The sequence below is a fragment of the Streptosporangium jomthongense genome, from assembly GCF_042650425.1.
In the GTDB taxonomy this organism is placed as follows: Bacteria; Actinomycetota; Actinomycetes; order Streptosporangiales; family Streptosporangiaceae; genus Streptosporangium.
In genome coordinates this window covers 1-23,208 of the sequence record NZ_JBHSBC010000019.1, presented here as the reverse complement: position 1 = coordinate 23,208, position 23,208 = coordinate 1, and the positions used below count along the sequence as shown (strand labels likewise).

At 70.0% G+C, this 23,208-nt stretch carries 22 protein-coding genes and 1 other RNA gene; 12 read left to right on the top strand and 11 right to left on the bottom strand.

The window, feature by feature from the left end:
• Positions 1 to 51: 51 nt before the first annotated feature.
• The 6 genes from ACFOYY_RS19175 to ACFOYY_RS19150 all read left to right on the top strand — a co-directional run bounded on the left by ACFOYY_RS19175 (position 52) and on the right by ACFOYY_RS19150 (position 10,894).
• Positions 52 to 2,307 carry a SulP family inorganic anion transporter gene (locus ACFOYY_RS19175; RefSeq protein ID WP_386190456.1) on the top strand — a complete coding sequence of 752 codons (2,256 nt, stop codon included), beginning with the start codon at positions 52 to 54 and terminating at the stop codon, positions 2,305 to 2,307.
• A 152-nt stretch (positions 2,308 to 2,459) separates the two neighbouring features.
• Entirely contained in the window at positions 2,460 to 3,905 is a 1,446-nt protein-coding gene (locus ACFOYY_RS19170; RefSeq protein ID WP_386190455.1) for a CBM96 family carbohydrate-binding protein, read from the top strand.
• Positions 3,906 to 3,909: 4 nt separating this feature from the next.
• Positions 3,910 to 5,151 (top strand): MFS transporter, encoded by a 1,242-nt coding sequence (locus ACFOYY_RS19165; RefSeq protein WP_386190454.1) that lies wholly within the window; start codon positions 3,910 to 3,912, stop codon positions 5,149 to 5,151.
• Positions 5,148 to 6,101 (top strand): TolB family protein, encoded by a 954-nt coding sequence (locus tag ACFOYY_RS19160; RefSeq protein WP_386190453.1) that lies wholly within the window; start codon positions 5,148 to 5,150, stop codon positions 6,099 to 6,101. Before ACFOYY_RS19165 ends, ACFOYY_RS19160 begins: the two co-directional genes overlap by 4 nt.
• A gap of 599 nt (positions 6,102 to 6,700) precedes the next feature.
• The gene (locus tag ACFOYY_RS19155) at positions 6,701 to 9,337 is read left to right on the top strand and encodes an RCC1 domain-containing protein (RefSeq protein ID WP_386190452.1); all 2,637 of its coding nucleotides are present in this window, start codon (positions 6,701 to 6,703) and stop codon (positions 9,335 to 9,337) included.
• 528 nt (positions 9,338 to 9,865) lie between these two features.
• The gene (locus tag ACFOYY_RS19150; RefSeq protein ID WP_386190451.1) at positions 9,866 to 10,894 is read left to right on the top strand and encodes an MmcQ/YjbR family DNA-binding protein; all 1,029 of its coding nucleotides are present in this window, start codon (positions 9,866 to 9,868) and stop codon (positions 10,892 to 10,894) included.
• A gap of 127 nt (positions 10,895 to 11,021) precedes the next feature.
• Here ACFOYY_RS19150 and ACFOYY_RS19145 read toward each other — a convergent pair whose 3' ends face one another.
• The 3 genes from ACFOYY_RS19145 to ACFOYY_RS19135 form a co-directional block, all read right to left on the bottom strand.
• The gene (locus ACFOYY_RS19145) at positions 11,022 to 12,449 is read right to left on the bottom strand and encodes a DUF4041 domain-containing protein (protein ID WP_386190450.1); all 1,428 of its coding nucleotides are present in this window, start codon (positions 12,447 to 12,449) and stop codon (positions 11,022 to 11,024) included.
• Between the two features lie 392 nt (positions 12,450 to 12,841).
• Complete coding sequence (locus ACFOYY_RS19140; RefSeq protein ID WP_386190449.1) at positions 12,842 to 13,147, bottom strand: hypothetical protein; 306 nt, start codon at positions 13,145 to 13,147, stop codon at positions 12,842 to 12,844.
• A gap of 2 nt (positions 13,148 to 13,149) precedes the next feature.
• On the bottom strand, positions 13,150 to 13,479 hold the full coding sequence (locus ACFOYY_RS19135) for a hypothetical protein (RefSeq protein ID WP_362911658.1): 330 nt from the start codon (positions 13,477 to 13,479) through the stop codon (positions 13,150 to 13,152).
• Positions 13,480 to 13,894: 415 nt separating this feature from the next.
• On the opposite strand from ACFOYY_RS19135, the gene ACFOYY_RS19130 reads away from it, so the two are divergent.
• The 3 genes from ACFOYY_RS19130 (at position 13,895) to ACFOYY_RS19120 (ending at position 15,737) form a co-directional block, all read left to right on the top strand.
• On the top strand, positions 13,895 to 14,356 hold the full coding sequence (locus ACFOYY_RS19130; RefSeq protein ID WP_386190448.1) for a hypothetical protein: 462 nt from the start codon (positions 13,895 to 13,897) through the stop codon (positions 14,354 to 14,356).
• Positions 14,357 to 14,558: 202 nt separating this feature from the next.
• Entirely contained in the window at positions 14,559 to 15,239 is a 681-nt protein-coding gene (locus ACFOYY_RS19125) for an FHA domain-containing protein (RefSeq protein ID WP_386190447.1), read from the top strand.
• An 81-nt stretch (positions 15,240 to 15,320) separates the two neighbouring features.
• On the top strand, positions 15,321 to 15,737 hold the full coding sequence (locus ACFOYY_RS19120; RefSeq protein ID WP_362911661.1) for a hypothetical protein: 417 nt from the start codon (positions 15,321 to 15,323) through the stop codon (positions 15,735 to 15,737).
• 32 nt (positions 15,738 to 15,769) lie between these two features.
• Here ACFOYY_RS19120 and ACFOYY_RS19115 read toward each other — a convergent pair whose 3' ends face one another.
• On the bottom strand, positions 15,770 to 17,110 hold the full coding sequence (locus tag ACFOYY_RS19115; protein ID WP_386190446.1) for a serine/threonine-protein kinase: 1,341 nt from the start codon (positions 17,108 to 17,110) through the stop codon (positions 15,770 to 15,772).
• Between the two features lie 168 nt (positions 17,111 to 17,278).
• On the opposite strand from ACFOYY_RS19115, the gene ACFOYY_RS19110 reads away from it, so the two are divergent.
• Positions 17,279 to 17,542: a hypothetical protein gene (locus ACFOYY_RS19110; protein WP_386190445.1), complete on the top strand. Its 264-nt coding sequence runs from the start codon at positions 17,279 to 17,281 to the stop codon at positions 17,540 to 17,542.
• Here ACFOYY_RS19110 and ACFOYY_RS19105 read toward each other — a convergent pair.
• The 3 genes from ACFOYY_RS19105 to ACFOYY_RS19095 are packed head-to-tail and all read right to left on the bottom strand — an operon-like array spanning position 17,536 to position 19,008.
• Entirely contained in the window at positions 17,536 to 18,033 is a 498-nt protein-coding gene (locus ACFOYY_RS19105; RefSeq protein ID WP_386190444.1) for a hypothetical protein, read from the bottom strand. The two genes, ACFOYY_RS19110 and ACFOYY_RS19105, sit on opposite strands and share 7 nt — an antisense overlap.
• 46 nt (positions 18,034 to 18,079) lie before the next feature.
• The gene (locus tag ACFOYY_RS19100; protein WP_362775420.1) at positions 18,080 to 18,271 is read right to left on the bottom strand and encodes a hypothetical protein; all 192 of its coding nucleotides are present in this window, start codon (positions 18,269 to 18,271) and stop codon (positions 18,080 to 18,082) included.
• Positions 18,268 to 19,008, bottom strand: a complete 741-nt coding sequence (locus tag ACFOYY_RS19095) for an XRE family transcriptional regulator (RefSeq protein ID WP_352016202.1) — start codon at positions 19,006 to 19,008, stop codon at positions 18,268 to 18,270. Before ACFOYY_RS19095 ends, ACFOYY_RS19100 begins: the two co-directional genes overlap by 4 nt.
• A gap of 154 nt (positions 19,009 to 19,162) precedes the next feature.
• On the opposite strand from ACFOYY_RS19095, the gene ACFOYY_RS19090 reads away from it, so the two are divergent.
• Both ACFOYY_RS19090 and ACFOYY_RS19085 read left to right on the top strand, forming a co-directional pair.
• Positions 19,163 to 19,360 carry a hypothetical protein gene (locus ACFOYY_RS19090; protein WP_386190443.1) on the top strand — a complete coding sequence of 66 codons (198 nt, stop codon included), beginning with the start codon at positions 19,163 to 19,165 and terminating at the stop codon, positions 19,358 to 19,360.
• 7 nt (positions 19,361 to 19,367) lie between these two features.
• Positions 19,368 to 19,550, top strand: coding sequence for a hypothetical protein (locus ACFOYY_RS19085; RefSeq protein ID WP_386190442.1), 183 nt, complete (start codon positions 19,368 to 19,370; stop codon positions 19,548 to 19,550).
• A gap of 103 nt (positions 19,551 to 19,653) precedes the next feature.
• Here ACFOYY_RS19085 and rnpB read toward each other — a convergent pair.
• The 4 genes from rnpB to ACFOYY_RS19065 form a co-directional block, all read right to left on the bottom strand.
• Positions 19,654 to 20,042: RNase P RNA component class A (rnpB, locus tag ACFOYY_RS19080), an RNA gene on the bottom strand.
• Positions 20,043 to 20,202: 160 nt separating this feature from the next.
• On the bottom strand, positions 20,203 to 21,399 hold the full coding sequence (locus ACFOYY_RS19075; protein ID WP_386190441.1) for a bifunctional RNase H/acid phosphatase: 1,197 nt from the start codon (positions 21,397 to 21,399) through the stop codon (positions 20,203 to 20,205).
• Positions 21,396 to 22,136 (bottom strand): zinc ribbon domain-containing protein, encoded by a 741-nt coding sequence (locus tag ACFOYY_RS19070; protein ID WP_352016206.1) that lies wholly within the window; start codon positions 22,134 to 22,136, stop codon positions 21,396 to 21,398. The genes ACFOYY_RS19075 and ACFOYY_RS19070 overlap by 4 nt, the downstream gene beginning before the upstream one ends.
• Positions 22,133 to 22,969, bottom strand: a complete 837-nt coding sequence (locus ACFOYY_RS19065) for a Nif3-like dinuclear metal center hexameric protein (protein WP_352016207.1) — start codon at positions 22,967 to 22,969, stop codon at positions 22,133 to 22,135. The genes ACFOYY_RS19070 and ACFOYY_RS19065 overlap by 4 nt, the downstream gene beginning before the upstream one ends.
• Positions 22,970 to 23,208: the final 239 nt, after the last annotated feature.

Here is a 23,208-nt window from a genome sequence, read left to right as displayed (position 1 = left end):
GGCCACGCCGGGCCACTGAACCGCGAGGCGTCGGCAGCGTAGTGTCTGCCCATGGGGACGAACACGAAGAGTGACATCGCACTCACCGGACGCACCCTCGCCTCCGTAGTACGTCATGATCTGCCCGCCTCCCTGGTGGTCTTCCTTCTCGCGGTGCCCCTGTCCCTGGGCGTCGCGGTCGCCTCCGGGGCGCCGCCCGCCGCCGGGCTGGTCGCCGCGGTGACGGGCGGGGTGGTCGCGGGCCTCCTCGGGGGCTCCGCCGTCCAGATCAGCGGGCCCGCCGCCGGGCTGTCACTGGTGGTCGCCGAACTGATCGCCGTGTACGGCTGGCGGGCCACCTGCCTGATCACCCTGCTGGCGGGCGGTCTGCAACTGCTGCTCGGCACCTTCAAGGTGGCCCGCGCGGTGCTGGTGGTCTCCCCCGCCGTGGTGCACGGCATGCTCGCCGGGGTGGGTTTGGTGATCGCCCTGGGCCAGGTGCACGTGGTGCTCGGCGGCGCCCCGCAGCGCTCCGCCGTGGAGAACCTCGCCGAGCTGCCCGGCCAGCTCGCCGCCGTCCATGGTCACGCGGTCCTCGTCGGCCTGCTCACCGTCGGCGTCATGTTCGGCTGGAACCGGCTGCCCCGGCGGTCACGGATCGTGCCCGCGCCGCTGGCCGCCCTGGCCGTCTCCTCGGCGACCGCCCTGCTGGCCGGCTGGGATGTCACCCGGCTCGATCTGTCGGCCGGCCTGGTCGGCTGGGTGGCCCCGGTGTGGCCGGAGGGAGACTGGCACGGGATCGTCGCAGCGGTGCTGCTGGTGGCGCTGCTGGCCGGGGTCGAGTCGCTGTTGTGCGCGGTCTCCGTCGACAAGCAGCGTGACGGCGGGCGCAGCGACCTGGACAGGGAGCTCGCCGCGCAGGGCGTGGCCAACATCGTCAGCGGCGCGCTGGGCGGGCTGCCCGTCGCCGGAGTGATCGTACGCAGTACGGCCAACCTGCGCGCCGGGGCGCGCAGCCGCTGGTCGGCGGTCCTGCACGGCCTGTGGATCCTGCTGTTCGCCGTCTGCCTGTGGCGGACGATCACGCTGATCCCCGCCGAGGCGCTGGCCGCCCTGTTGATCTTCATCGGCGTCCGGATGGCCGATCTGCGACGTCTGCGTGGCCTGCACGGGCACGGGGAGATCCCGATCTACTTCGCCACCATGGCCGGGGTCGTGCTGCTCGGTCTTCCCGAGGGGGTGCTGCTCGGTCTCGGTCTGGCCGCGCTGTCCGCGCTGCGCCGCCTCACCGGGGTGACGGTCCGGGCCAGGCCCGAGCCCGACGGCCGCTGGCACGTGCTGATCGGCGGTTCGCTGACCTTCCTCGGCGTGCCCAGGATCGTCGCGGAGCTGCACACCGTTCCCCCCGGCGTGGCGGTCGACCTCGACCTGAACATCGACTTCATGGACAACGCGGCCTTCGAGGCCGTGCACGCCTGGCGTCAGGAGCACGAGCGCGGGGGCGGCAGCGTGGACGTCGACGAGCTTCACGACGAGTGGTACGCCATGGCCGCCGGTGGCGCCAGGATGTTCCCGGCGAAGTCGCCGCCCCGCGACCCTGAGCGCTGGTGGCTGCCCTGGGCGCACCGGCGCGGTCCCACGCTACTGCCGGCCGGGCCCTCCCCGGCTGGGTCTCCGCCGGAGCGGGCCGGACCGGTCCCGGCCCCCGACCACCTGCTCGCCGGGGCGCGGGAGTTCCACCGCCGTACGGCGCCGCTGGTCAGACCGTTCCTGCACGCGATGGCCCGTGGGCAGGACCCCTCCCATCTCTTCATCACCTGTGCCGACTCCAGGGTCGTGCCCAACCTGATCACGGCCAGCGGGCCGGGTGATCTGTTCACCGTCCGTAACATCGGCAACCTGGTCCCCCGCTGGGGCGCGGTGCCGCGCGACGACTCGGTCATGGCCGCGATCGAGTACGCGACCGGCGCGCTGGGCGTCAGGACGATCACGGTCTGCGGCCACTCGGGCTGCGGGGCGATGGCCGCGTTGCTCGACGGCGGCGAGAAGGCCGCGGGGCTGCCCTCACTCGGCCGCTGGCTGCGTCACGGTGACCACAGCCTGGCGCGTTTCCTCTCCGGCCCGGACGCGGGAGCCGACGAGGGGGCGCTCGACCGGCTGTGCCGTACGAACGTGGTCCAACAGCTGGAGAACCTGCTGACCGTTCCCCGGGTGGCCGAGCTGGTCGGGCGGGGGCGGCTGGAGCTGGTCGGCCTCTACTTCGACATCCCCACGGCCCGGGTCCACGTGCTCGGGCCGGTACCTGGCCTTGTGGATAGACATCCGTAACCCCGATTCGGCCACCATGCTTTTCCCGGTTGGTGTGTGGGTCATTAACCTTCCCGTCTCCGTCTGATTCCTCCGCGCTCATCGAACCGAGTCCTTGGCGGCCTAGCGTCCGTGCTTGCCTCCCACAACCCTCCGTGCATGAGGAGTGACGCATGTTCCGACTGCTCCGACCGTCTCGACCCTCCCGACGCAGGGCGCTCACGGCGGCGTCCGCGGCCGTCGCCGTCGGCGGCGCGACCGTGTTCGCGGCCGTCTCCCTGTCCGCGGGGGTGGCCAACGCCGCCTCCACCACCTTCACCCCGGTGGCCGACACCTATGTGGACAACAGCCACACCGGCACCAACTACGGCACCTCCGGACAGCTCGGCGTCGACGGCTCCCCGGTCAAGCGGTTCTTCCTGCGGTTCACCGTCACCGGCGTCACCGGCACGGTCGGCAACGTCAAGCTGCGCGTCCACACCGACGACGTGAGCGGCTCGGAGAGCGGCAGCGGCGGCACCTTCAAGGCCGTCGGCAGCACCACCTGGTCCGAGACCGGCACCACCTGGAACAACCAGCCGTCCATCGACGGGGCCACGCTGGGCACGCTCGGCTCGGTGGCCCGCAACTCCTGGTACGAGCTGGACGTCACGCCGTACGTGACCGGCAACGGCACCTACAGCATCGGCGTCACCTCCTCCAGCTCGGACGGCGCCGACTACGACGCGCGGGAGAGCGGGTCCTCGACCGCGCCCCAGCTGGTGGTGACCACCGACACCGGTTCGACCCCGACTCCCACGCCGACCTCGACGGCCTCCGGCGATCCGGTGCTCGTCGGGGCGGGCGACATCTCCAACTCCGGCTCCGGCGACAGCGCGACCGCCGCGCTGCTCGACTCCATCCCCGGCACGGTCTTCACGCTGGGCGACAACGTCTACAACAACGGCACCACCTCGGAGTTCAACACCTACTACGACCCGACCTGGGGACGGCACAAGGCGCGGACCAGGCCGGTGCCGGGCAACCACGACTACAACACCTCCGGGGCCTCGGGCTACTACGGCTACTTCGGCGCGTCGGCGGGCGACCCGTCCAAGGGCTACTACTCCTACGACCTCGGGGCGAACTGGCACGTCGTGGTGGTCAACTCCAACTGCTCGGCCGTCGGCGGCTGCAACGCCGGGTCCGCGCAGGAGCGGTGGCTGCGCGCCGACCTGGCCGCGAGCACCAAGCCGTGCACGGTCGCGATGTGGCACCACCCGCGTTACACCTCCGGCGCCAACCACTCGCCGGACACCTCGGTCGCCCCGATCGTGCAGGCGCTGTACGACAACGACGCCGACCTGATCCTGACCGGCCACAACCACCAGTACGAGCGGTTCGCGCCGATCAACCCGGCCAACCAGCTCGACAACGCCCGGGGCATCCGGCACTTCGTCGTCGGCTCCGGCGGCGCCAGCCACTACTCGTTCGGGACGATCCTGCCCAACAGTGAGGTCCGCAACAGCGACACCTACGGCGTCCTGAAAGTGACCCTGCACGCCAACAGCTACAGCTGGCAGTTCGTGCCCGAGGCGGGCAAGACCTTCACCGACAGCGGCACCACCGCCTGCCACTGACGACGTGTACCTCTCCACTCTCGACAGGAACCGGACCGCCGGCGGCCCCGTCAGGGCCGTCGGCGGCACGGTGCTCGCGCTCGGCGCCGTCAGTCTCGTCACGGACGTCTCGGCGGAGATGGTGACCGCGATCCTGCCGCTGTACCTGGTCGTCGGGCTGCAGTTCAGCCCGGCGGCCTACGGCGTCATCGACGGCCTGTACACCGGCGCGACCGTGCTGCTGCGGCTGGTCGGCGGATACGTCGGCGACCGGGTCAACCGGCACAAGACCGTCGCCGGACTCGGCTACGGGATGTCGGCGTTCGCCAAACTCGGGCTGCTCGCCGCCGGTGCCTCGGGGCCGCTCATCGGGCTGATGATCACGGCGGACCGGGCGGGCAAGGGCCTGCGCACGGCCCCCAGGGACGCGCTGATCACTCTCGCCACCCCGCAGGACCGGCTCGGCAGGGCCTTCGGGGTGCACCGGACGATGGACGCGACCGGCGCCTTCCTCGGGCCGATCGCCACGCTCGCCGTGCTCGCGCTGGGGAACGGGGCGTTCGGACCCGTCTTCGTGACGAGTTTCTGCGTCGCGCTGCTCGCCGTACTGATCCTGGTGCTGTTCGTGCCCGCGGCGGCCGGTCCGCGTCCTCGCCCGGCCGAGGTCTCGTGGCGGGCCGTCGCCCGGCTCGGACGTGGCCGTCTGCTGCCCGCCGCGTGTCTGCTCGGCCTGGTCACGATCGGCGACGGGTTCGTCTATCTCGTCCTGCAGCGGCGTGTCGAGCTGGGGATCGGCTGGTTCCCGATCCTCGCGGTCGGTACGAGCCTGGTCTATCTGCTGCTGGCCGCGCCGCTGGGCAGGCTGGCCGACCGGATCGGACGGCTGTGGGTGTTCGCCGGCGGGAACGCCCTGCTCGCCGCCGTCTACCTGCTGCTGTACGGCCCGCTCGGCGGCCTGCCGCTGGTCGTCACGGTGCTGGCCCTCTACGGGACGTTCTACGCGGCCACCGACGGCGTCCTCATGGCGCTGGCCGGTTCGGTGTTCCCGCCCGAGCTGCGCGCCACCGGGATGGCCCTGGTGCAGAGCGGCCAGGCCCTGGCCTACTCGGTCTCCTCGGTGCTCTTCGGCCTGGCCTGGCAGACCTGGGGCGCGGGTGCCGCCTGTCTCGCCGCGGCCGTGGCGGCCCTGCTCGCCCTGCCCCTGACCGTCTTCCTGCTCACCAAGGAGTCACGATCACTCTCAGCCCGCGCGCACGTGTCCTCGTGACGGTCCTGGCGGCCCTGTTGCTCGCCGGGGTCGCCGTCACCTACACGGCACTGGCCGGGGACCGGCCCGTGTCCGCCCCTTCCTCTGGTTCGTCCGCCTCCTCCGGAGCTCCGGGCGCGGGGCCACGGTTGCAGGTGCTGACCAACGGCTTGTTGTCGACGGTCTCCCGTGCCGATCCCGGCGGTCCGCGCGAGGTCACCGAGCTGCGCTGCGACCGCGCCTACGTCGCGGGGGGAACCCTCGCCTGCCTCAAACCCGTCGGCCCGCTCAGCTCGTCCGGGCTGATCGTCCTCGACCCCTCTCTCAAGGAGCGCAGGAGCCTGCCGCTGACCGGCTTCCCGAACCGGCTGCGTGTCTCGGCCAGCGGCCGGATGGTCGCCTGGACGCTGTTCATCGACGGGCACTCCTACGCGACGACCGGTTTCTCCACCCGGGCGGGCATCCTCGACACCCGCACGGGACGGCTGGTCTCCTCGCTTGAGGACTTCTCGATCACGCTGGACGGCAGGCCGTACCGGAACTCCGACGTCAACTTCTGGGGCGTCACGTTCGCCTCGGACGACAACCGCTTCTACGCGACGTTGTCCACGAACGGCCGTCGTCACCTGGTCGAGGGCGACTTCGCCGCGGGGACCGTCAGGACGCTGCGGGACAACGTCGAGTGCCCGTCCCTGTCTCCCGACGGAACCCGGATCGCCTACAAGTCCGCCGTCGACGCCGACCCGAAGAAGGGCTGGCGGCTCTCGGTCCTGGACCTGGCGACCCGGCGCGTCACCCCGCTGGCCGAGACGCGCAGCGTGGACGACCAGGCCGCCTGGCTCGACGACCGGACCGTCGCCTACGCGCTGCAGACCGGCGACGGCACCAACAACGTCTGGTCCGTCCCCGCGGACGGCACCGGGGCTCCTCGGCTGCTCGTCCCCGGCGCAGGCTCCCCCGCCCCGGCCTGACCTCACGGAAAACACCGGCGCGTCCCGCCTCCGGGCGGGGCGCGCCGTTCCGTGCGAATTCCTTTTTCTCGTTCCGCATGGAGGAATGCCGAAGATTTCGCGCCGTCCAGGCGTTTGTTTGCGTTTCTGTGTAACACGGAGGGCGATCACTCGGTCACGAATTACCGGCCGCGTTCCTGCCATTCAGCGACACGTCCTCCCCGTCGGCAAACGGAGATCGATCCGGTAAACATCCGCAGGTCTGTGACGTTCCTTACCCCCTCAGGAAAACGAGGTTCATCGTCCATACGTCGCGCATCCTCCCCTGTCAACCACGGAGAGGGAGCTTCTTTCCGTTCCATGAATCATCGAAAATCACTTCACGCGCCCGCTCGGAAACTGACCGTGCAATCCATTTTCACAGTTGATTTTCACACGGGTTCTCGGTCATGCTGACTCGTCGGATCGGTTGTTTTCATGATGTACGGCGAAGCGCGGCATACGGAAAGGCCTTGGTCCGAGGCGGCAGGACAGGCGTTCCATCGATTTCCGCATTCTTGGAGTCACGGCTTGTAATGCTCCGTGCCCGCACGCCGAGAACGACGCCAGAGGAGAATTTGTTGTCACTTCGCTCTGACTCCCGGAGCCGCGGAGGACCACGGTCACGGCGACTCGCCGCGGCCCTGCTCTCCGTGGCCGTCGGCGCGCTGTCCGGCGTGGTCGCCGCGGGCCCCGCCTCGGCCGAGCCCGCCCCGGCCTACGACCACAGCAAGGACAAGGGCACCGCCCCGGGAACCCACGGGCCTCTGCCCAAGGGCTTCTCCACGACCGAGCTCTCGGTGAAGTTCAAGCCCGGCCTCGCCGTACGGCTGCGCGGGCAGGGCCTGGTCGCCAAGGACTCCGAGGACGCGACCGAGATCCAGCGGGTCCTGGCCAGGTACAAGGACGCCTCCATCAGGCCCCTGTCCTCGGTCTCCGAGACGAAGATCACCGAACGACGGCTCCAGCTGGAGAGGAAGACCGGCAGGCAGCTGCCCGACCTGAACTCCTGGTTCGTCGTCACCGCCCCCAAGAGCGGCGTCGAGGGCCTGCTGAAGGACCTCAACGCCCTGCCCTCGGTGGAGATCGCCCAGGCCAGGATGACCCCCGTCGCCACCTCCGAACCGCTGGCCTCCTACCAGAGGTACCGCAACGCCGCCACCTCCTCGCTGGGCGCGGGAGTGGACGCCGACTACGCCAACGCCCAGACCGGTGGCAAGGGCGACGGCATCACCGTCACCGACATCGAAGAGCAGTCCACCTACATCCCCTACTTCGGCCCGCAGACGATCGCCGCGGGTCAGGACCACTCGCTGCTGATCACGCGGACTCCGGCGCTCGGGCAGGTGTGGGCCTGGGGCGACAACGGCCAGGGCCAGCTCGGCCTGGGCAACACCACGGCCAAGAAGGTCCCCTCCCAGGTCCCCGGCCTGACCGGCGTCACCTCCGTCTCCGCGGGAGACGACTACTCTCTGGCGCTCAAGAGCGACGGCACCATCTGGGCCTGGGGCGACAACGGCCAGGGACAGCTCGGCAACGGCACCACCACCGACAGCACCGTCCCGGTGCAGGTCACCGGGATCTCCAACGCGGTGGCGATCAGCGCCGGTCTCGGCCATGCCCTGGCCGTCCTGTCCGACGGCACCGTACGCGCCTGGGGCGACAACAGCCTGGGACAACTCGGCTACGTCGGTCCCGACTCCCCGGCCGCCGTCGCCGTAGCCGGCCTCACCGGCGTCCGCACCGCGCCGGACTCGGTCGCCGCGGGCGGCGTCCACTCCCTGGCGCTGATGGCCGACGGCACCGTCAAGGGCTGGGGCGCCAACGGCATCGGCCAGCTCGGCGACGGGACCACCACCGACCGTGCCACCCCCGCCGCCGTCACCGGCCTGACCGGCGTCACCCAGATCAGCAGCCGGGGCGACCACGCTCTGGCGCTCCTGTCCGACGGCACCGTCAAGGCCTGGGGCGACAACAGCGAGGGACAGCTCGGCGACGGGACCACCACCGGCCGGACCACCCCGATCTCCGTCCCCGGCCTGGCCAACGTCAACAGCATCGCCGCCGGAAGCAGGCACAGCGTCGCGACGGCCGAATCGGTCTCCTGGGCCACCTACGCCTGGGGTGACAACAACCAGGGACAGCTCGGCGACGCAACCACCGTCGACAGGTACTCCCCCACCGTGATCCCGGCGACCAGTGACATCGCCGCGGCGGGCCTGGCCCACACCATCACCAAGCTCGCCCAGACGTTCCACGTCTGGGGCCTCAACAGCAGCGGCCAGCTCGGTGACGGAACCACCACCAACCGGCACGGCCCCGTCGAACTGGTCGCGTACACCAACCGGTGGAACCTCTGCCACGAGGACCTCGCCGGACGCGTCGCGACCGGTCAGATCGTCCAGGTGCCGTCCGCGTTCGGCGACCCCTGCACCAACGACCTCTCGATCCGTCACGGCACCGCGGTGGCCGGGATCATCGGCGCCCAGGACGACAACGGTGTCGGCATGGCCGGCATCGCGCCCCACGCCACCCTGCACCTGTCCGGCACCGCCGTGTTCGACACCGTCGCCTACGCCACCGCGCACTCCCAGCCGGGTGACGTCATCCTGTTCGAGATCGCCGTCAAGCCCAGCACCCAGCAGTACCCCTGGGAGTACCAGAGCAACGTCTACGACCAGGTCGTCCTGGCCACCGCCGCCGGAATCACCGTGGTGGAGCCCGCGGGCAACAGCGGCGTCGACCTCGACGACTCCACCGACCCCTACGTCGCCGTCATCATGGGCCGCCCCGACTCCGGCGCCATCATGGTCGGGGCGGGGACCCCGCCCAGCCCCAGCTGCGTCGGCACGCCTCCCTCCGCCGACCGCACCGCGCTGCCGCTGTCGTCGTACGGCGTCCGCGTGGACGTCCAGGCCTACGGCGAGTGCGTGGCGTCGACGACCGCTCCTGGCTGGCAGGACCTGACCCCCTTGGAGACCGACCCCAACAAGACCTACGCCGGTGGCTTCGGCGGCACCTCCGGCGCCGGCGCCATCGTCGCCGGAACCGTCGCCTCCCTGCAGGGCGTCGCCAAGGCCAACGGCGGAGTGCTCACCCCCGCCCAGGTCCGCGACACCCTCAAGCTCACCGGTACGGCCCAGCCCGCCGGTGACCCTCACCGCATCGGCCCGCAGCCCAACCTGCGCGCCGCCATCGACGACATCCTGACCCCGTAGGACGTCGGCTCATGCGAGCGGGGCGCCCGGGAACCGCTTCCCGGGCGCCCCATCCCGATCCGGGAGCCGCCTACCGCCCGGTCATGGGGATCTCCGGCGTCCTGTGAGACCGCCTTCGTCCTTGATCGACCTGAGCAGGGTCTGATCCAGCGGGAGCCGCACCCGACCGATCACCGGGCGAAACAGACCGTGCTCACCGCGTCCGGCCAACGATGCCGGGCCCGCGTGATCGAGCACCTCAGCGCCTAGTCGCCGCTGACCCGGCCTGACCCTCACCCCGGACCACGCGGGCATCGCCTCGGTCCGGAATCTCGGGCCGAGGCGCTCCACCGGCGGCGGGACGCCCTGGTCCGGACCGTCCGCCACGGCTCGCCGACCGGCCAGGTCGTCGACGCGGTGACGGCACGCCCGACTTCGCCTACCGTATGGTCCGCCGACGGCGAAGAGACGGTCTCCGGCCGCGGCGTCGGCACACCCGAACCGTTCGACGAGCGGTGGGAGTGATCTGGAGGAGGTCCGGTCCAACCGATGAGGTCCGCTCAGACGGTCACGGTCGAGCAGGTGCGCGAACTTGCCCTGTCCCTGCCCCGCACGCATGAGGCCCTGGTCAGGGACCGGATCAAGTTCCGGGTCGGGAAGATCGTCTACCTCTCCTTCTCCAGGGACGAGGAGCTGATGGGCTTCGCCTTCCCCAAGGAGGAGCGCGCGGCGCTCGTCGCCTCCGAGCCGGAGAAGTTCCTGATGCCGGTGCCGTCGGACGAGCGCTTCAACTGGGTCCGGGTCCGGGTGGACGCCGTCACCCCGGCGGAGATGCGGGAGATCGTCGTCGAGGCGTGGCGCATGGTCGTGCCGAAGCGCGTGGCGGCCGCCCACCTCCAGGGCACCGGCCCGTCCGTTGTCTCCACCGCGCCTGTCGCGGACGCTCCCACGCTGGACGGGCTGCGGGCGGCGGCCCGGGTGTTCAACGGGTTCTCCAACGTCGACGCCGGCTGGCTGAGGTTCCTGGAGACCACGGGCCCGGCTGCCGACCTGTCGCGTGCCGGGCACCGGGCCGCGCTGCTGCGCTGGCTGAACTCCTGGGGCTGCCGCATCCGCTACCCCCGCGAGGGCGAGCCCGACCTCCTCGACTCCGGCCTCGCCGAATGGTGGCGGAACCGGGCCGCCGACCTGCCGTCGGTGAGCCTGACGGTGCTCTCCGACGGGGAGATCGACGTTCTCTCCCGGGCGTACGCGGAGCTCGCCGCCCTTCCCGTCGCCACCGGCCGGGCGGCCCGCTCGCTGGGCCCGACCGCCGCGGCCAAGGCGCTGTACGGCCTGCGGCCACGCGCCGTGATGCCCTGGGACGCCGCCATCGCCGTACGGTTGCACGGCTCGCGCGACGGTGCGGCGTTCGGCGCCCACCTGCGGATGGGCCGGGCCTGGGCGCGGGCCGTACTCCAGGCGGCCGGGACGGACGAGGACACGCTGCCCCTCCTCGCCGGACGACCCTCGGTGTCACTCGCCAAGGTCCTGGACGAGTACCTGTACGTCACGATCACCATGGCCTCCCAGGAGTAGGGACCCGCCGTACGCGGACGTCCCGGCGCGTACGGCGGACCCGGGTCTCCGTTCCTCCGGGCCGGGTTCCGGTTCCGCCCGCCCCTGAAACGCGACTCGGTGGCCTGTTCTCCACCGCCATGCGGTCTCAGACGCGCGCCTCGTCCTTCCCCACCGCCGGGTGAACCGACTGCCGCCACTCCAGCGCCTCGGGAACGTCCCGGTACTCCAGCAGGTGCTGACCCGCGATCTGCTGGAGCAGGTCCCTGACCTCCGAGGGTGTGGCACGGAAGAACTCCCTGCGCGGGTTGACCCGGTTGACCCGCCGATCGTTCAGCGCGGCGTGCAGCCGTCCCTCCAGCCCGACCGCGTCGTCACTGAAGATCAACGCGTGCGTGTCGAACCGGAACGGCACCGAGGCGTCCCCCAGTTCCCGCACCCGGTCCTCCGGCTCCAGGCGACGGGTCATGCCGATCTTGACGACGTCCTCACCGAACGCCCCGATGTTGGAGATCACGTACACGTACCCGGCCCGGACGTTGGCCTCTCGCGCCTCCACATCGCTGACCGCCGCGCCGATCTCCTCCAGCTTCGCCTTCAGCTCCTCCGCCCCGGCCTCGTCACCCTTGGCGATCAGCTTGGACAGCGCCGACCTGTAGTGGGCCTCCTCCTTGCGCAGCCGGGCCTTCTCCCGCTCGAACTCCCGGCGCGCGGCCTCCTCCTCGCGCTGCTGCTCCCGCTGGGCGCGGGTGCGCTCCTTCTCCTCCTCCTGCCTGGCCAGGTGGTCGGCGGTCAGCTCCAGTTCATAGACCCTCAGCCGGTGGTAGTCGCCACTGACGTGGATGTCCATCGTCTTACCGAGCTTGACGATCATCTCCACGGCCTTCTCCAGCCGGTCGACGGCCGACTGCAGCTTGTACGGACGCATCGTGCGCACGCAGTTGTCGGCCTCGGCGTTGTAGGCGCGCAGCATCAGCTTGGAGAAGTCACGCACCATCCGGCGCCCCTCGGCCGCCGACCCGTTGACCTGCCAGCCCGTGGAGCCCAGCACCGCCTGGTTCTCCCTGGCCATCGCCTTGATCCGGGCCTTGACCTCCGCCAGCCGCTCCTTGTACGCCACCGCGTCACTCAGCGGATGCCGGTAGTCGTAGACCCCGGCCTCCTGCAGCAGCACGGTCTCCTCGGTCCGCACGACCTGACGCTCGACCTCGCGCAACCGCCTCGTGGCGTCCGCCACGGCCGCCCGCAGCCGCCCGTGCTCGGCCCGTAGCTCCTCGGTCAGCGCGGAGACACCCATGGCGTCCATCCCGCCAAGCCGCTCGACCCACGCCCGAAGCTCGGCGTTCTCCGCCTCCAGCTTCTTCTTCCCGCCGAACAGCCCTCCGCCGCTTCGCTCCGGCAGCGTGGGTGCCGGAGCCGGGGCGGGGGCGGGCTGCGGCGCCTGTACGGCCACCCAGAACTGCCAGCCGGGCGGCGCCGGGGGCCATGACGGATCCGGCTGCCACCCCTGTGGAGGCTGCCAGCCCACGGGCGGAACCGGCCATCCGGGAGGCGAGTTGAACCGGTATTCCATCATGAACACCCTCCTCGGCCGTGTGTTCCACACAACACATGCCACAGGAGGACAGCCGTCCGGTCTGATCGGTTTACATCTGAGGGAGCGCACCCGGGTGGCCAGGCCTTGTTCCCTCCTGCGGGCCTGAGTGATCTACACGGCTGACGGCGAAAAGCTCGATCGCCCCCCTGGCCGGGTTACGCCTACGCGTTTTCCGTCGGAACTTCAAGAAAGCGATCGCCATTCGGTGCTGCCGCCGACCCACCTGGCGGTACGGCGGGCGGAGCGATCAACGTCTCCTGCTCGTTCCGCGCACGCTCCGGAAGAACGGGAATCCGGCACTTCGCAAGGAGCCGACGTCGGGGGCGAGGCCGTACCCGCCATCGCACATCCGCCGCGAATTCCCCGGACCGTCAATCCTCATCCGGTAGGTCGTCTTCGTCGAAGATGTTGATCAGTTCGAATTCCGGCGGATCCTCCGCCGGCCAGAAGCGGACCAACACCACCAAGCTGTCCCGGGGCCGGAACGCCCTGATGGGGAGAACGGGTTGATCATTCGCCAGATCCTCGGGCGGATGCCACCTGCTGCGCCAGGTCCCGTCGGCGATCGTTCGCAGAACCTCGCAGACAAGCTGCTGATCGCCCTCCTTGGGCTTGGCCGATTCCCACCACCGCGCAAGTATTTCTTCACTTCCCGCTTGGAGCCGGAGCTCCGCCATGGTCACTCCATGAGTCGGTTCAGCACCTCTTCGACGTCCAGCGCCTCGCCCGATCCGCGAGGACCCCTGGGGGCGTTTTCCAGCGCTTCCGCATAGGCGGGGATGCCGCGCAAATGAACGGTCGCGAGCAGATTCTTTGCGAAATCCGTCAGATGGTCAATGTTCATGGTCCGCTCAAAGGCCAGTGCCGCCCGGCAGGAACTGCGCAGAAGTTCTCTCTGTTCGGAGGGCCGAAGCACATCAATCGTCTCCATGGCCCGTTCGACCGCAGGGTCATCATGGGAAACAGAACCGGGCGGGAAGAATTCGTCTTTCATGACCCACTGCTCCATTTTCCGACTTTCTTCTGAGGTTCAAGGGAAAGCAGCGCCAACCGGCGCCTTCCGAAAAAGCGGATGGCCGGAAGAGGACAGTTTCCCCGGCAGAGTCCACCAAGACCGAAGCACGTCGACCTCATCGAACCCGCATTCGATCCCGGCAGCGGCCGACGCCGGCCGTTCCAGGCCACCCTGACGTGACGGGACGGCTCCCGGTCCCGTTTCGACCAAACGGGTTGGTCTCGTGAACCAAGTGGGACGGACGGGCGTCTCCATGATCTCCGGGCCCTGCCCTGCGGACGCCCCATACCGGACCAGGCCGGAAAGACGGACAAGAGGGATTACGATTGCGGGCGTCTCACGACACTTCCGCTGTTTTCGGTGCTCCCACGCAACAGCGACGGAACAGGGCAGAAGCTTGGAGGCGCCCGTGACGATGCCCAGGAAGGGCTCGCGGCTCATCGGCGTCGACGGCACCGCCTTCCGCTGGCGGATCCGGCACAAGCCCACCTACCACCAGGGCAACGGCTGGAGCCCCCTCACCGTTGAGCGGGCCGCGGAGCCGGGATGTGTTCTTGTGGTGTCGCTTCCCTGCGCCCGGCCGGACAACCGGCTCGGAGAACGGACGATCGCGGTCCGCCCCGCCCTCGTCGCCGGCTGCGTCCGGCGAGCCGCCGAACAGGGATGGAACCCCAGGCGACCAGGCGCGGCGTTCACCCTCACCATCGCCGAGGACGAACTGGCCGTACTCCTGGGCGAACCGCCTCAGTACCTGATCCCCTTCCTCTGGGGCATGATCCCCGAAGGCGGAGGCATCGAGGACCTCCCTCGGTGCACCGAAATCCGGAGCCGGGACGAACAGCACACCAGCCGGGCACCTTCCGATCCGTAGGGAGGGGCGGACGCCTCGGGCTGCGCGACCGGATCCAGGTGGTCATCTGTGCCTGCGAGTCGGGCCTCATCCAGCCGGGTCCCTGGCGCCGCTGACCCCACCTGCTGTTCTCGGCCCGTACGTGCTGTCGCCCCCGCGCCCGCCGACCGGGACTCCGGTGAAACCTCAGGCCGCGACCTCGGTACGGATTACGGTGGCGATTATGAAATCGATCATCGTTCAGATCGAGGGGGACGACCGGAGCTGGGAGCTGGAACCGGGGGAATCGCTCGTCTTCGGCAGGGCCGACACCTCCGACATCGTCCTCGGCGATCCGGCCGTCTCACGCCGGGCCGGGCGGCTGCGTGCCACCGGCGACCACTGGGTCCTCACGAACCTGAGCGGCCGGGTGACATACGTCGTCGAGAACCCCGAGGGAGGGGGAGAGTTCATCAAGGTCCCCCCGGGCCGGATGGACGCCCCGGTGTGCTTCGAGTTCGCCAGAATTCTGGTGCCCGGAGCTCAGGAGGCGCTGCTGGTGTTCGCGCCCTGCCAGGCCTTCACCGATCCCGACCTCGTCGAGACGGGCGCGGAGACCCTTCTGGCGTACCCGCTCGACCGTACCGCCAAGTACTTCCTGGTGCTCGTCGCCCTCTGTGAGCCGCGTCTGCTCGACCCCGCTTCCACGGTCACCCCCAGCACGCCGCAGATCCAGGAACGGCTCAAGAAGTACGGCCTGAGCCGCAAGGCCATCGCCTTCCAGATCGAGTACTTGGCCTCGCGCAAGCTCCGGATCAAGGACAGCTCCGGCGAAGGACGAGCCGACTGGCAGCGGGCCGCCCTGATCGCGACCGCCCTGCGCTACGACCTGGTCAACGCCAAGCACCTGGAACTGCTCGGGTGACCCTGGCAGCTGCCGGATAGTCTGGGCGTCCCGTCCGGGCGGATGCTGTGACAGTCACAGCGACCACCCGAAAGGAATGACATGTTCAAGATCGGTACAGTCACCGTCATGGCGGCCGTCGCGCTGGCCGCGTTCAGCACCTCCGCCAGCGCCGACACCGGTCCCGCCAGGGACGGGGCCGTGCGGACCAGCAGCGTCTCGGTCCAGCAGGGGCCCTGGGCCGGCTGTCCGGTCGGCGCGGTCTGCCTCTACAAGGGGTCGACCTGGGAGAGCGGCGTCGACAAGATGTTCTGGAGCTACGGCGCGCACAACCTTTCCAACGTCTACGGTAGCCGCATCCTGTTCAACAACCAGGTCGCCGACGGGGGCCGGCCGGCGCTGGCCACGGAGTGCTACCAGTACAACGGGGGCAACTGCGTCAGCGATCCCATCGACATGTACACCTACAGGACTCGCAACTTCGACCAGATCAACTCGGTGAAGCTGTACCTGGGTTAAGCCTCGCGGGAGCTGGCCGACTGCCGTTCCGATCAGGACCCGTAGTCGGCCAAGAAGGCACGTACTCTGTCGGTGTAGGGCCTCAAGGCGGGCTTTATCCCGCCGGCTTCCCGCACTGAATCCGAGCTCGTCCGGTAGACGGCGGCGAGTTTCAGTGCGGGATCGCCGGGCACGTCGGCCACCTGGGGCCCGTACCGGCACATCAGTTCGCCCATCTTCGGGATCGCGATCTCCGGGTCGAGAGCCGCCTGCTTGGCGTCCATGCCCGGGGACAGGTACCACTGCAGGACTCGGGGGGTCCAGCGGGCGATGCCGTACTCGTCCTTCGGGGTGTCCACCAACTTGGGATTGAATCCGCTCTCCGCTTTCAGCATGGCGGCGATCAGTGCGGGGCTCAGGCCCTCCAGATTGCACCACGTCCCGGCCTCGACGATCAGCCCACGGTACTCGGCGGGGACGTCGGTGCCCTCCAGCTTCGGGGAGTCGGGGATGAGCAGCGCCGCCGCGACGCCGGTGCCGGCGCAGAGCCCGGCCATGCCGTACACCCACACCCGGGGCAGTCGTCGCAGCAGCCGCCGAAGACGCCACACACGTCCGGCTCCGCCACCGGCGGCAGCGGCGACCAGTGCCCGTTCGAACGCCTCCACCGAATCCCAGCGACGCTCACGTACCGGGTCGAGCGCGCGGACGACCACCTCGTCGACGGCCGCCGGCACCTCCGGCCTGAGTCGGCGCGGCGAATGCGCGTCGGGTGCCGGCACCTGGCCGGTGAGCAGGTGGAAGACGATCGCGCCGAGCGCGTGCACGTCGGTGCGCTCATCGATGGAACCGCCGGGCTGCCGCTGCTCGGGAGCCATGTAGCCGGGTGTGCCCGCGATGGTCAGCCCGGTCGGATCGGCGGCGGCCTTGGCCAGGCCGAGATCGGCGACGAGCAGTCGCCGTCCGCCTTCCGGGGTGCCGCAGATCAGGATGTTGGCCGGTTTCAGATCCCGGTGGATCACGCCGAGCCGATGCAGATCGGCGACGCCCGCGCAGATCTGTCGCATCAGGTCGATCGCCTCGGGCAGCGGAGGTGGCCCCTGATCCAGCAGGTCCTGCAAGGTTCCCTGGTCGGCGAAGGCCATCACGAAGTACGGCCGGCCGTCCGCCTCGCCGAGGTCGTACACCTGCACGACGTGCGGCGAGGCTGCCTGGCGCAGCAGGCGCGCTTCCTGCAGGAAACGTTCCCGGACGCCCGGACGCTGCGCCCAGTGCTCGGCGAGCACCTTGATCGCGACCGGCGCGGCCAACTGATCATCGTATGCTCGCCAGACCGAAGCGAAAGCCCCAGTACCTACTAGGTCACTCGCCCGGTATCTGCTGAAGGCAATCACGACCGACTATTACCGGAGAGCCGGAGAGCAACGCAAGAACCATTTCTGCCTTTGTGTACTTTTCGCTACGTTTCTCCGCCTGTCCCCCTAGCAAGGCAATTACCGCCATTCTCGCAATTGAGGGCATTTCAGAATTAATCGCTTGAACCGGACATCAGCTGCTGATCAGTGCGGGCGAATCCACGGGCCAGGTTCGACACGCTGGGCGCCGATTTCGCCGAGGAACGCCCCGAGTCGGTCGAGGCGCTGACCTACTGCGACATGACCACCGGCCCGGACTGCCTGCCGGTCGGCGTCGAGACCCGCCTTGCGGAGATCCACTCCCGGTACGGCCCCGAGCACCTGGTCAGCCGGTCGATCACCAAGGCCACGCCGTGCATCGTCGCGGCCGTGCACGCCGTACATGCCGCACTGGGGCACAGCGGTCAGTAGCCGCGGCTCTCGGCCTTCTTGCGGATCTTCGCGCTGCCGTACTCTCCACGTTCCAGGCAGCACGGGCAGGGGAACCTGCCGTGGGCGTCGGGCATGTACCGCCAGCCGGTGACCCGGTTGACCCCGCGTACCCGGTGAATCTCCCTGGCGCCGATCGCGCGGGGAACGAACACCTCATACCCCCGCGCGTCCTCACATCCGGCGATCAGAACTGCGGCCTCAGCGCTCGCGAGTTCGACGTGCCGGCGGTTGTAGCGGCCGACCAGGACCGGTTCGTCGTCGGGCAGCCGGAAGTCCACGGCGACCATCGTGCGCCGCCCGCCGCGGCGGTGCAGTTCCCGGCCCCACTGGTGGGTGAGCTGGTAGGAGGGCATGACCGGCAGGCAGAACACCCCGGCCCGGCCGTCGTGGTCGCGGCTGCGGGCGCGGATACCGGCCCGACGGATCGAACGGATGTCATCGGCTGGGGAGAGGTGCGTGAACAGGGTCATCGAGCGCACCTTATGGACACCGGCCAGGCCCGGCCAACCGGTTTTCCTACCCGATGTACGGCCCGGCGCCGTCGAGGAGGTGAGCGAGCCGCAGCCGCATCGACCGGTCCGTGATCAGGAAGCCGATCTCCCCACGCGGCAGGGACTCCCCCAGGCCCAGTTGCCGTTGCCGGTACGGCGGGGCATCAGGATGTCGCCCACGCCGTTGACGACTGGGGACGGGGCCGTCATGGGTCACGATCCTACGGGGGTGGCTCCGGCCCAGACGGCTTCGAAGCTGTCGATATAGGTCGAGACCATGTCCCCGCCCGCTACCTTGCGCAGGTGCATGACCGGGGCGTCGGTGGCGAACTTGCCGTAGACATGGGTGTTGACGAGAAGCTGATCGTCCCCGCGGTAGATGGAGTTGTACAGGATGGTGTGGTGCAACCGGATCTCGATGCCCTCGACCTGCTGCAACGGCCGGTAGAGCGTCAAGGCCATCCGGGTCTGCGCGGCCATGCCGTCACCGAGGCCTTCGTCCGCGCCATGCGGGGCGGCTTCGAGCGCGTCCGGGTTGCCCAGCAGGATACGGACACGCACACCGGCCTCGGCCTTCTTGGCGAAGGTGCGCATGATGCCGGTGTCCTGGGCGATGAAGATCCCGCTGTAGACCAGTACGCCGATCTCCCCCTGGGCCGCGGAGAACAGGCGTTCCCAGGTCTCCTTTGGTACGGCCCAGCGGTGCGGGTAGACGGTGACGAGTTCGCTTCCGGAGACCGCGGCGGCCTGTTTGGGAGTCAGCGCGTCCGGCCACAGATAGACCTCCTCGACCCCGAGGAGTTTGGCGAGCGCGAATCTGTGCTTTCGGTACGGTACACGGCCCTGGGTGATCCATCGTTCCACGGTCTTGGCGTCGACCTCGACGGCCTCGGCCACCTCCACGATGGTGGTTCCCCGTTCGAGTAACGCCGTGCGCAACCGCTCGTTCGCCATCTCACCTGCCTGAAAGCCGGGGACGTCCAGGGACGGGGCAATCGTAGACCGGACGTCCTGTACATGTCCCGTCCTGTAGTGATCACGTCCTACCTGCTCGTCGCACCCTCGATACCGCACGGCAGCACCGGTGGCGACGAGAGGAGAGACAACAGTGATCAACCACATTCGGCCGATCGACGACACGCCCGCCTGCGGATGCAGCGCGGTCCTGGAGGAGGGACGGTTCGCCTGCCGCAAGTGCCTGGCGCGGGAGCGGTGGACCCGCCGTCAGGCGGCCCGGCGCAGGACGGCCGACCGGCGGCGCGGTCAGGTGCGGCGCGCCCGTACGGCACCGCCGAGGCGGGGGTGATCTGGACGTGAACGCGACCATGATCCCGCTGATCATCGGCCTGGTGCTGGGCGCGGCGGTGTTCGTCGGCTACGTCGTCGTCCTGGTCGGGATGCGCCAGGAGGACCGGCGCATGCGACTCGGCGAGGCGCCTCCGAGCCGGGCGGCGGCCCTGGCCCGCCGGGTCACCGGCTGCCACGTGCGCGGGTGAGCGCGCTGTTTCCCCTCGTCCTGGTCACGGTGAGCCTCGACCCGAGAAGCATCGAACACCGCCTGAGCCAGGCGGCTCCGCCGCAGGTCAGGGGCGGGGAGGGCGGACGAGTCGGCCTGTAGGCCGGGTTTTGTCCTTCACTGGGTGAAGGGGCGACCATCCATCTAGGACCGGCGTTGCCGTCGGCCTCAAGCGGTCTACCCGCGCGGCTCGGGCGGGCAGCCCTCAGACGTCGCGCGCGGAACGCTCCGGAGAGCGTCCCTTCTTGACCTTGCTCCGGGTGGGGTTTACCTAGCCGCCCACGTCACCGTGGGCGCTGGTGGTCTCTTACACCACCGTTTCACCCTTACCCCCGCGAAGGGGGCGGTTTGTTTTCTGTGGCACTGTCCCGCGGGTCACCCCGGGTCGGCGTTACCGACCACCCTGCCCTGTGGAGCCCGGACCTTCCTCGGCGGGTCCTCACAGACCCGACGCGGCCGCCCGGCCGGCTCGTCCGCCGTACTTCAAAGCCTATCGGTGTCCCGGAGCCCATCGTTCCCAAGTGGTCTCCAACCGGGCGACAAGTGGGAGCGGGTGAGATGTGACCAGGCAACCGGGCGACCGGAGGCCGCCGACGGGGCCGCCCGGCCGTACCGCCCGGGGAGGGGCGTGGTCAGCGCAGGTGCGAGGTGTCGTTGAACGCCTTCACCACGGCGGGCCCGTCGGCGTAGTACTCGATCAGGGACAGTGCGGCCAGGTCGAGGTGCATGCGGTACAGCGCGGCGAGGGGAGCGAGCAGCGCGGACCGTACCAGCATCTTGATCGGCGTGACGTGGGAGACGGCCAGGACCGTCCTTCCCTCGTAGCGTTCGACCAGCCGGTCCCCGATCACCTGGACCCGCCGCGCCGCATCCCCAAAACTCTCCCCACCCGGCGGCGCGGCGGACGGGTCCGCCAGCCATGTGGCCAGTTCGTCCGGCCAGTGCCGCTGGATCTCGGTGAACGTGTGGCCCTCCCAGGCGCCGAAGTCGGTCTCCCTGAGGTCGGGTTCGACGACGACGTCGAGGCCGAGCCTGGCGGCCACGGCCTCGGCGGTGACGAGAGCTCGCCTGAGCGGGGAGCTGACGACCACCTGCACGTCGTACGGCTCCCGCGTCAGCCTGGCCGCGGCGGCCTCCGCCTGGGCGAGGCCGTTCGGGGTGAGCTCGGGGTCGCCGAGTCCGGAGAACCTGCGTTCGACGGACATGGGGGTCTCACCGTGCCTGAGCAGCAGCAGCGTGGTCGCCGTGGTGGTAGGCGGACGCCAGCCGGTGCCCGCGGTCGCGGGGGTGGTCGGTACGGCCACCGCCTCCACGACCGGGGCCGGGGCAGGGTCGGCGGTGTCGAAGAGGGAGCCCTGTGCCGAGGAGGAGGCGGAGGAGGCGGCGGGGGCCGAGACGGACGAGCGCCAGGGGACCCCCTTGGCGGCGGCGTCCATGGCCTCGTTGGCGAGGCGGTCGGCGTCCTTGTTCCTCTCCCGGGGAATCCACCGCCAGGTGACCCTGAGGCGGCGGGCCAGGGAGGCGGCCTCCGTCGCGAGGGGACGCAGCCCCTCGTTCTTGATCTTCCAGCGGCCCGCCATCTGCTCGATGACCAGCTTGGAGTCCATCCGCACCTCGACGGAGGCACCGTCGCCCGCGAGGTCGAGCAGCGCCTTCAGCCCCGCGATCAGCCCGCGGTACTCGGCGACGTTGTTGGTCTGGGTGCCGATGGGGTCGGCGACCTCGACCAGGATCTGGCCGTCGGCGGCGTCCTTGACGACGGCGCCGTAGCCCGCCGGTCCTGGGTTACCCCGCGACCCGCCGTCCGCCTCGACGACGAAAGAGGTCACAGGCCCGACTCCGGGGTACGGACGAGGATCCTGCGGCACTCCTCACAGCGGACGACCTCGTCGTGGGAGGTGGCCTTGATCCGGTTGATCTCGGCGATGGACAGGCTGGTGCGGCAGCCGAGGCAGCGGGTGCCCTGCAGCATCGCGGCGCCGATTCCGAACTGCTCGCGGAGCTTGTCGTAGAGGGCGAGCAGGTCGGCCGGGATGTCGGAGGCGACCGCGGTGCGCTTGCCCCTGACCTCCGCGGCCTCCTTGTCGATCTCGGCGAAGGCCGCGTCCCTGCGGTCCTGGGCGCCGTCGCGTGCGGCGGCGAGCTCGTCGCGCTCGGCGGAGAGCTTCGTGACCTGGGCGTCGGCCGCCTCGCGGCGCTCCATGATCTCCAGGACGACCTCCTCAAGGTCGCTCTGGCGGCGGTGCAGGGAGGCGATCTCGGACTGGAGACTGGCCAGGTCCTTCGGCGAGGAGACCTGGCCCGAGTCGAGGCGCTTCTGGTCGCGTTCCGCGCGGACCCGGACGGCGTCGACGTCGGTCTCGGCCTTCGACTGCTCACGGGCCAGGTCGCCCGCCTCGGTCTCGGCGGCGATCACCTGGGTGGCGAGCCTGGCCACCCGGGTGGACAGCTCGTCGATCTCGGCCAGTTCCGGCAGGGTACGGCGGCGATGGGCCAGCCGGTCGACGACGGAGTCGAGTTCGGCCAGGTCGAGCAGGCGCTTCTGGGCTGCCGGGGCTGCTTTCACTTCAATTCCTCGCACTCTGCTGTTGTCTTCCAGGCGTCCGTGACCGTCTCGGAGACGCGCGTCTCAACAGTAATCCCCCGCGCGGCCAAGGCTGACGTCAGACGGTGCGCCGCGTCGGTCAGCCAGGGCCACTCGGTGGCCCAGTGCGCGGCGTCGATCAGGGCGGGTCCTCCGGGTTCCTCGACGAACTCGCTGGCCGGGTGGTGGCGCAGGTCCGCGGTGAGGAACACGTCGACTCCGGCGGCGCGGGCCGTACCGAGCAGGGAGTCGCCCGATCCTCCGCTGACCGCGACGCGGCTGATCTCCCGGTCGAGGTCTCCCGCGACCCGCAGCCCGCCCGCCGTACCGGGGAGACCTTCGGCGGCCCTCCTGGCGAACTCCCGCAGGGAGAGGGGGGCGGGCAGCGTGCCGACGCGGCCGAGGCCGCGCCTTGGGTCGCCCGCCGAGGGCAGCAGGGGGGTGAGCGGCCCGGTCAGCCCGACGGCGCGGGCCAGGGCGTCGGAGACGCCGGGATCGGCCACGTCGGCGTTGGTGTGGGCGGTGAAGAGGGCGACGTCGTTCTTGATCAGCGTGTGGACCAGACGGCCCTTGTAGGTCGTGGCGGCGACGCCGGTGACCCCTCTCAGGTAGAGGGGGTGGTGGGTGACGATCAGGTCCGCGCCCCACTCGACGGCCTCCGCGGCGACGGCCGCCGTCGGGTCGACCGCGAACAGGATTCTGCGCACCTCCGCGGCCGGGTCCCCGCAGACGAGTCCGACGGCGTCCCACGACTCCGCCCAGGCTGGGTCATAGATCGATTCGAGCTCTCCGACCGTGTCGGCAAGGGTAGGCACGTGCGCAGACTACCGGCCCGCCCGCCACCGGTGATCCACACCGGCCTCCGCGTACGGCTCTCGCGGGACAGCGGACCGGTGCCGCCGATAGCGTCGGGCGGACAAGATCCCTGTGAGGCCCCGCGAGGAAGGACCCCGCCCTTGTCCGCCGATCTCCACCGTGACTCCGTGGTCGCCGACACCCACAACGACCTGCTGATGGCGGTCACCGCGCGGCCGCCCCACCGATGGGCCTCCTT

Excerpts from the sequence above, each read along its gene's own strand:
- ACFOYY_RS19175 (WP_386190456.1), top strand. The coding sequence starts at position 52 with ATGGGGACGAACACGAAGAGTGACATCGCACTCACCGGACGCACCCTC.
- ACFOYY_RS19170 (WP_386190455.1), top strand. The coding sequence starts at position 2,460 with ATGTTCCGACTGCTCCGACCGTCTCGACCCTCCCGACGCAGGGCGCTC.
- ACFOYY_RS19150 (WP_386190451.1), top strand. The coding sequence starts at position 9,866 with ATGAGGTCCGCTCAGACGGTCACGGTCGAGCAGGTGCGCGAACTTGCC.
- ACFOYY_RS19145 (WP_386190450.1), bottom strand. The coding sequence starts at position 12,449 with ATGATGGAATACCGGTTCAACTCGCCTCCCGGATGGCCGGTTCCGCCC.
- ACFOYY_RS19140 (WP_386190449.1), bottom strand. The coding sequence starts at position 13,147 with ATGGCGGAGCTCCGGCTCCAAGCGGGAAGTGAAGAAATACTTGCGCGG.
- ACFOYY_RS19135 (WP_362911658.1), bottom strand. The coding sequence starts at position 13,479 with ATGGAGCAGTGGGTCATGAAAGACGAATTCTTCCCGCCCGGTTCTGTT.
- ACFOYY_RS19125 (WP_386190447.1), top strand. The coding sequence starts at position 14,559 with ATGAAATCGATCATCGTTCAGATCGAGGGGGACGACCGGAGCTGGGAG.
- ACFOYY_RS19120 (WP_362911661.1), top strand. The coding sequence starts at position 15,321 with ATGTTCAAGATCGGTACAGTCACCGTCATGGCGGCCGTCGCGCTGGCC.
- ACFOYY_RS19105 (WP_386190444.1), bottom strand. The coding sequence starts at position 18,033 with ATGACCCTGTTCACGCACCTCTCCCCAGCCGATGACATCCGTTCGATC.
- ACFOYY_RS19095 (WP_352016202.1), bottom strand. The coding sequence starts at position 19,008 with ATGGCGAACGAGCGGTTGCGCACGGCGTTACTCGAACGGGGAACCACC.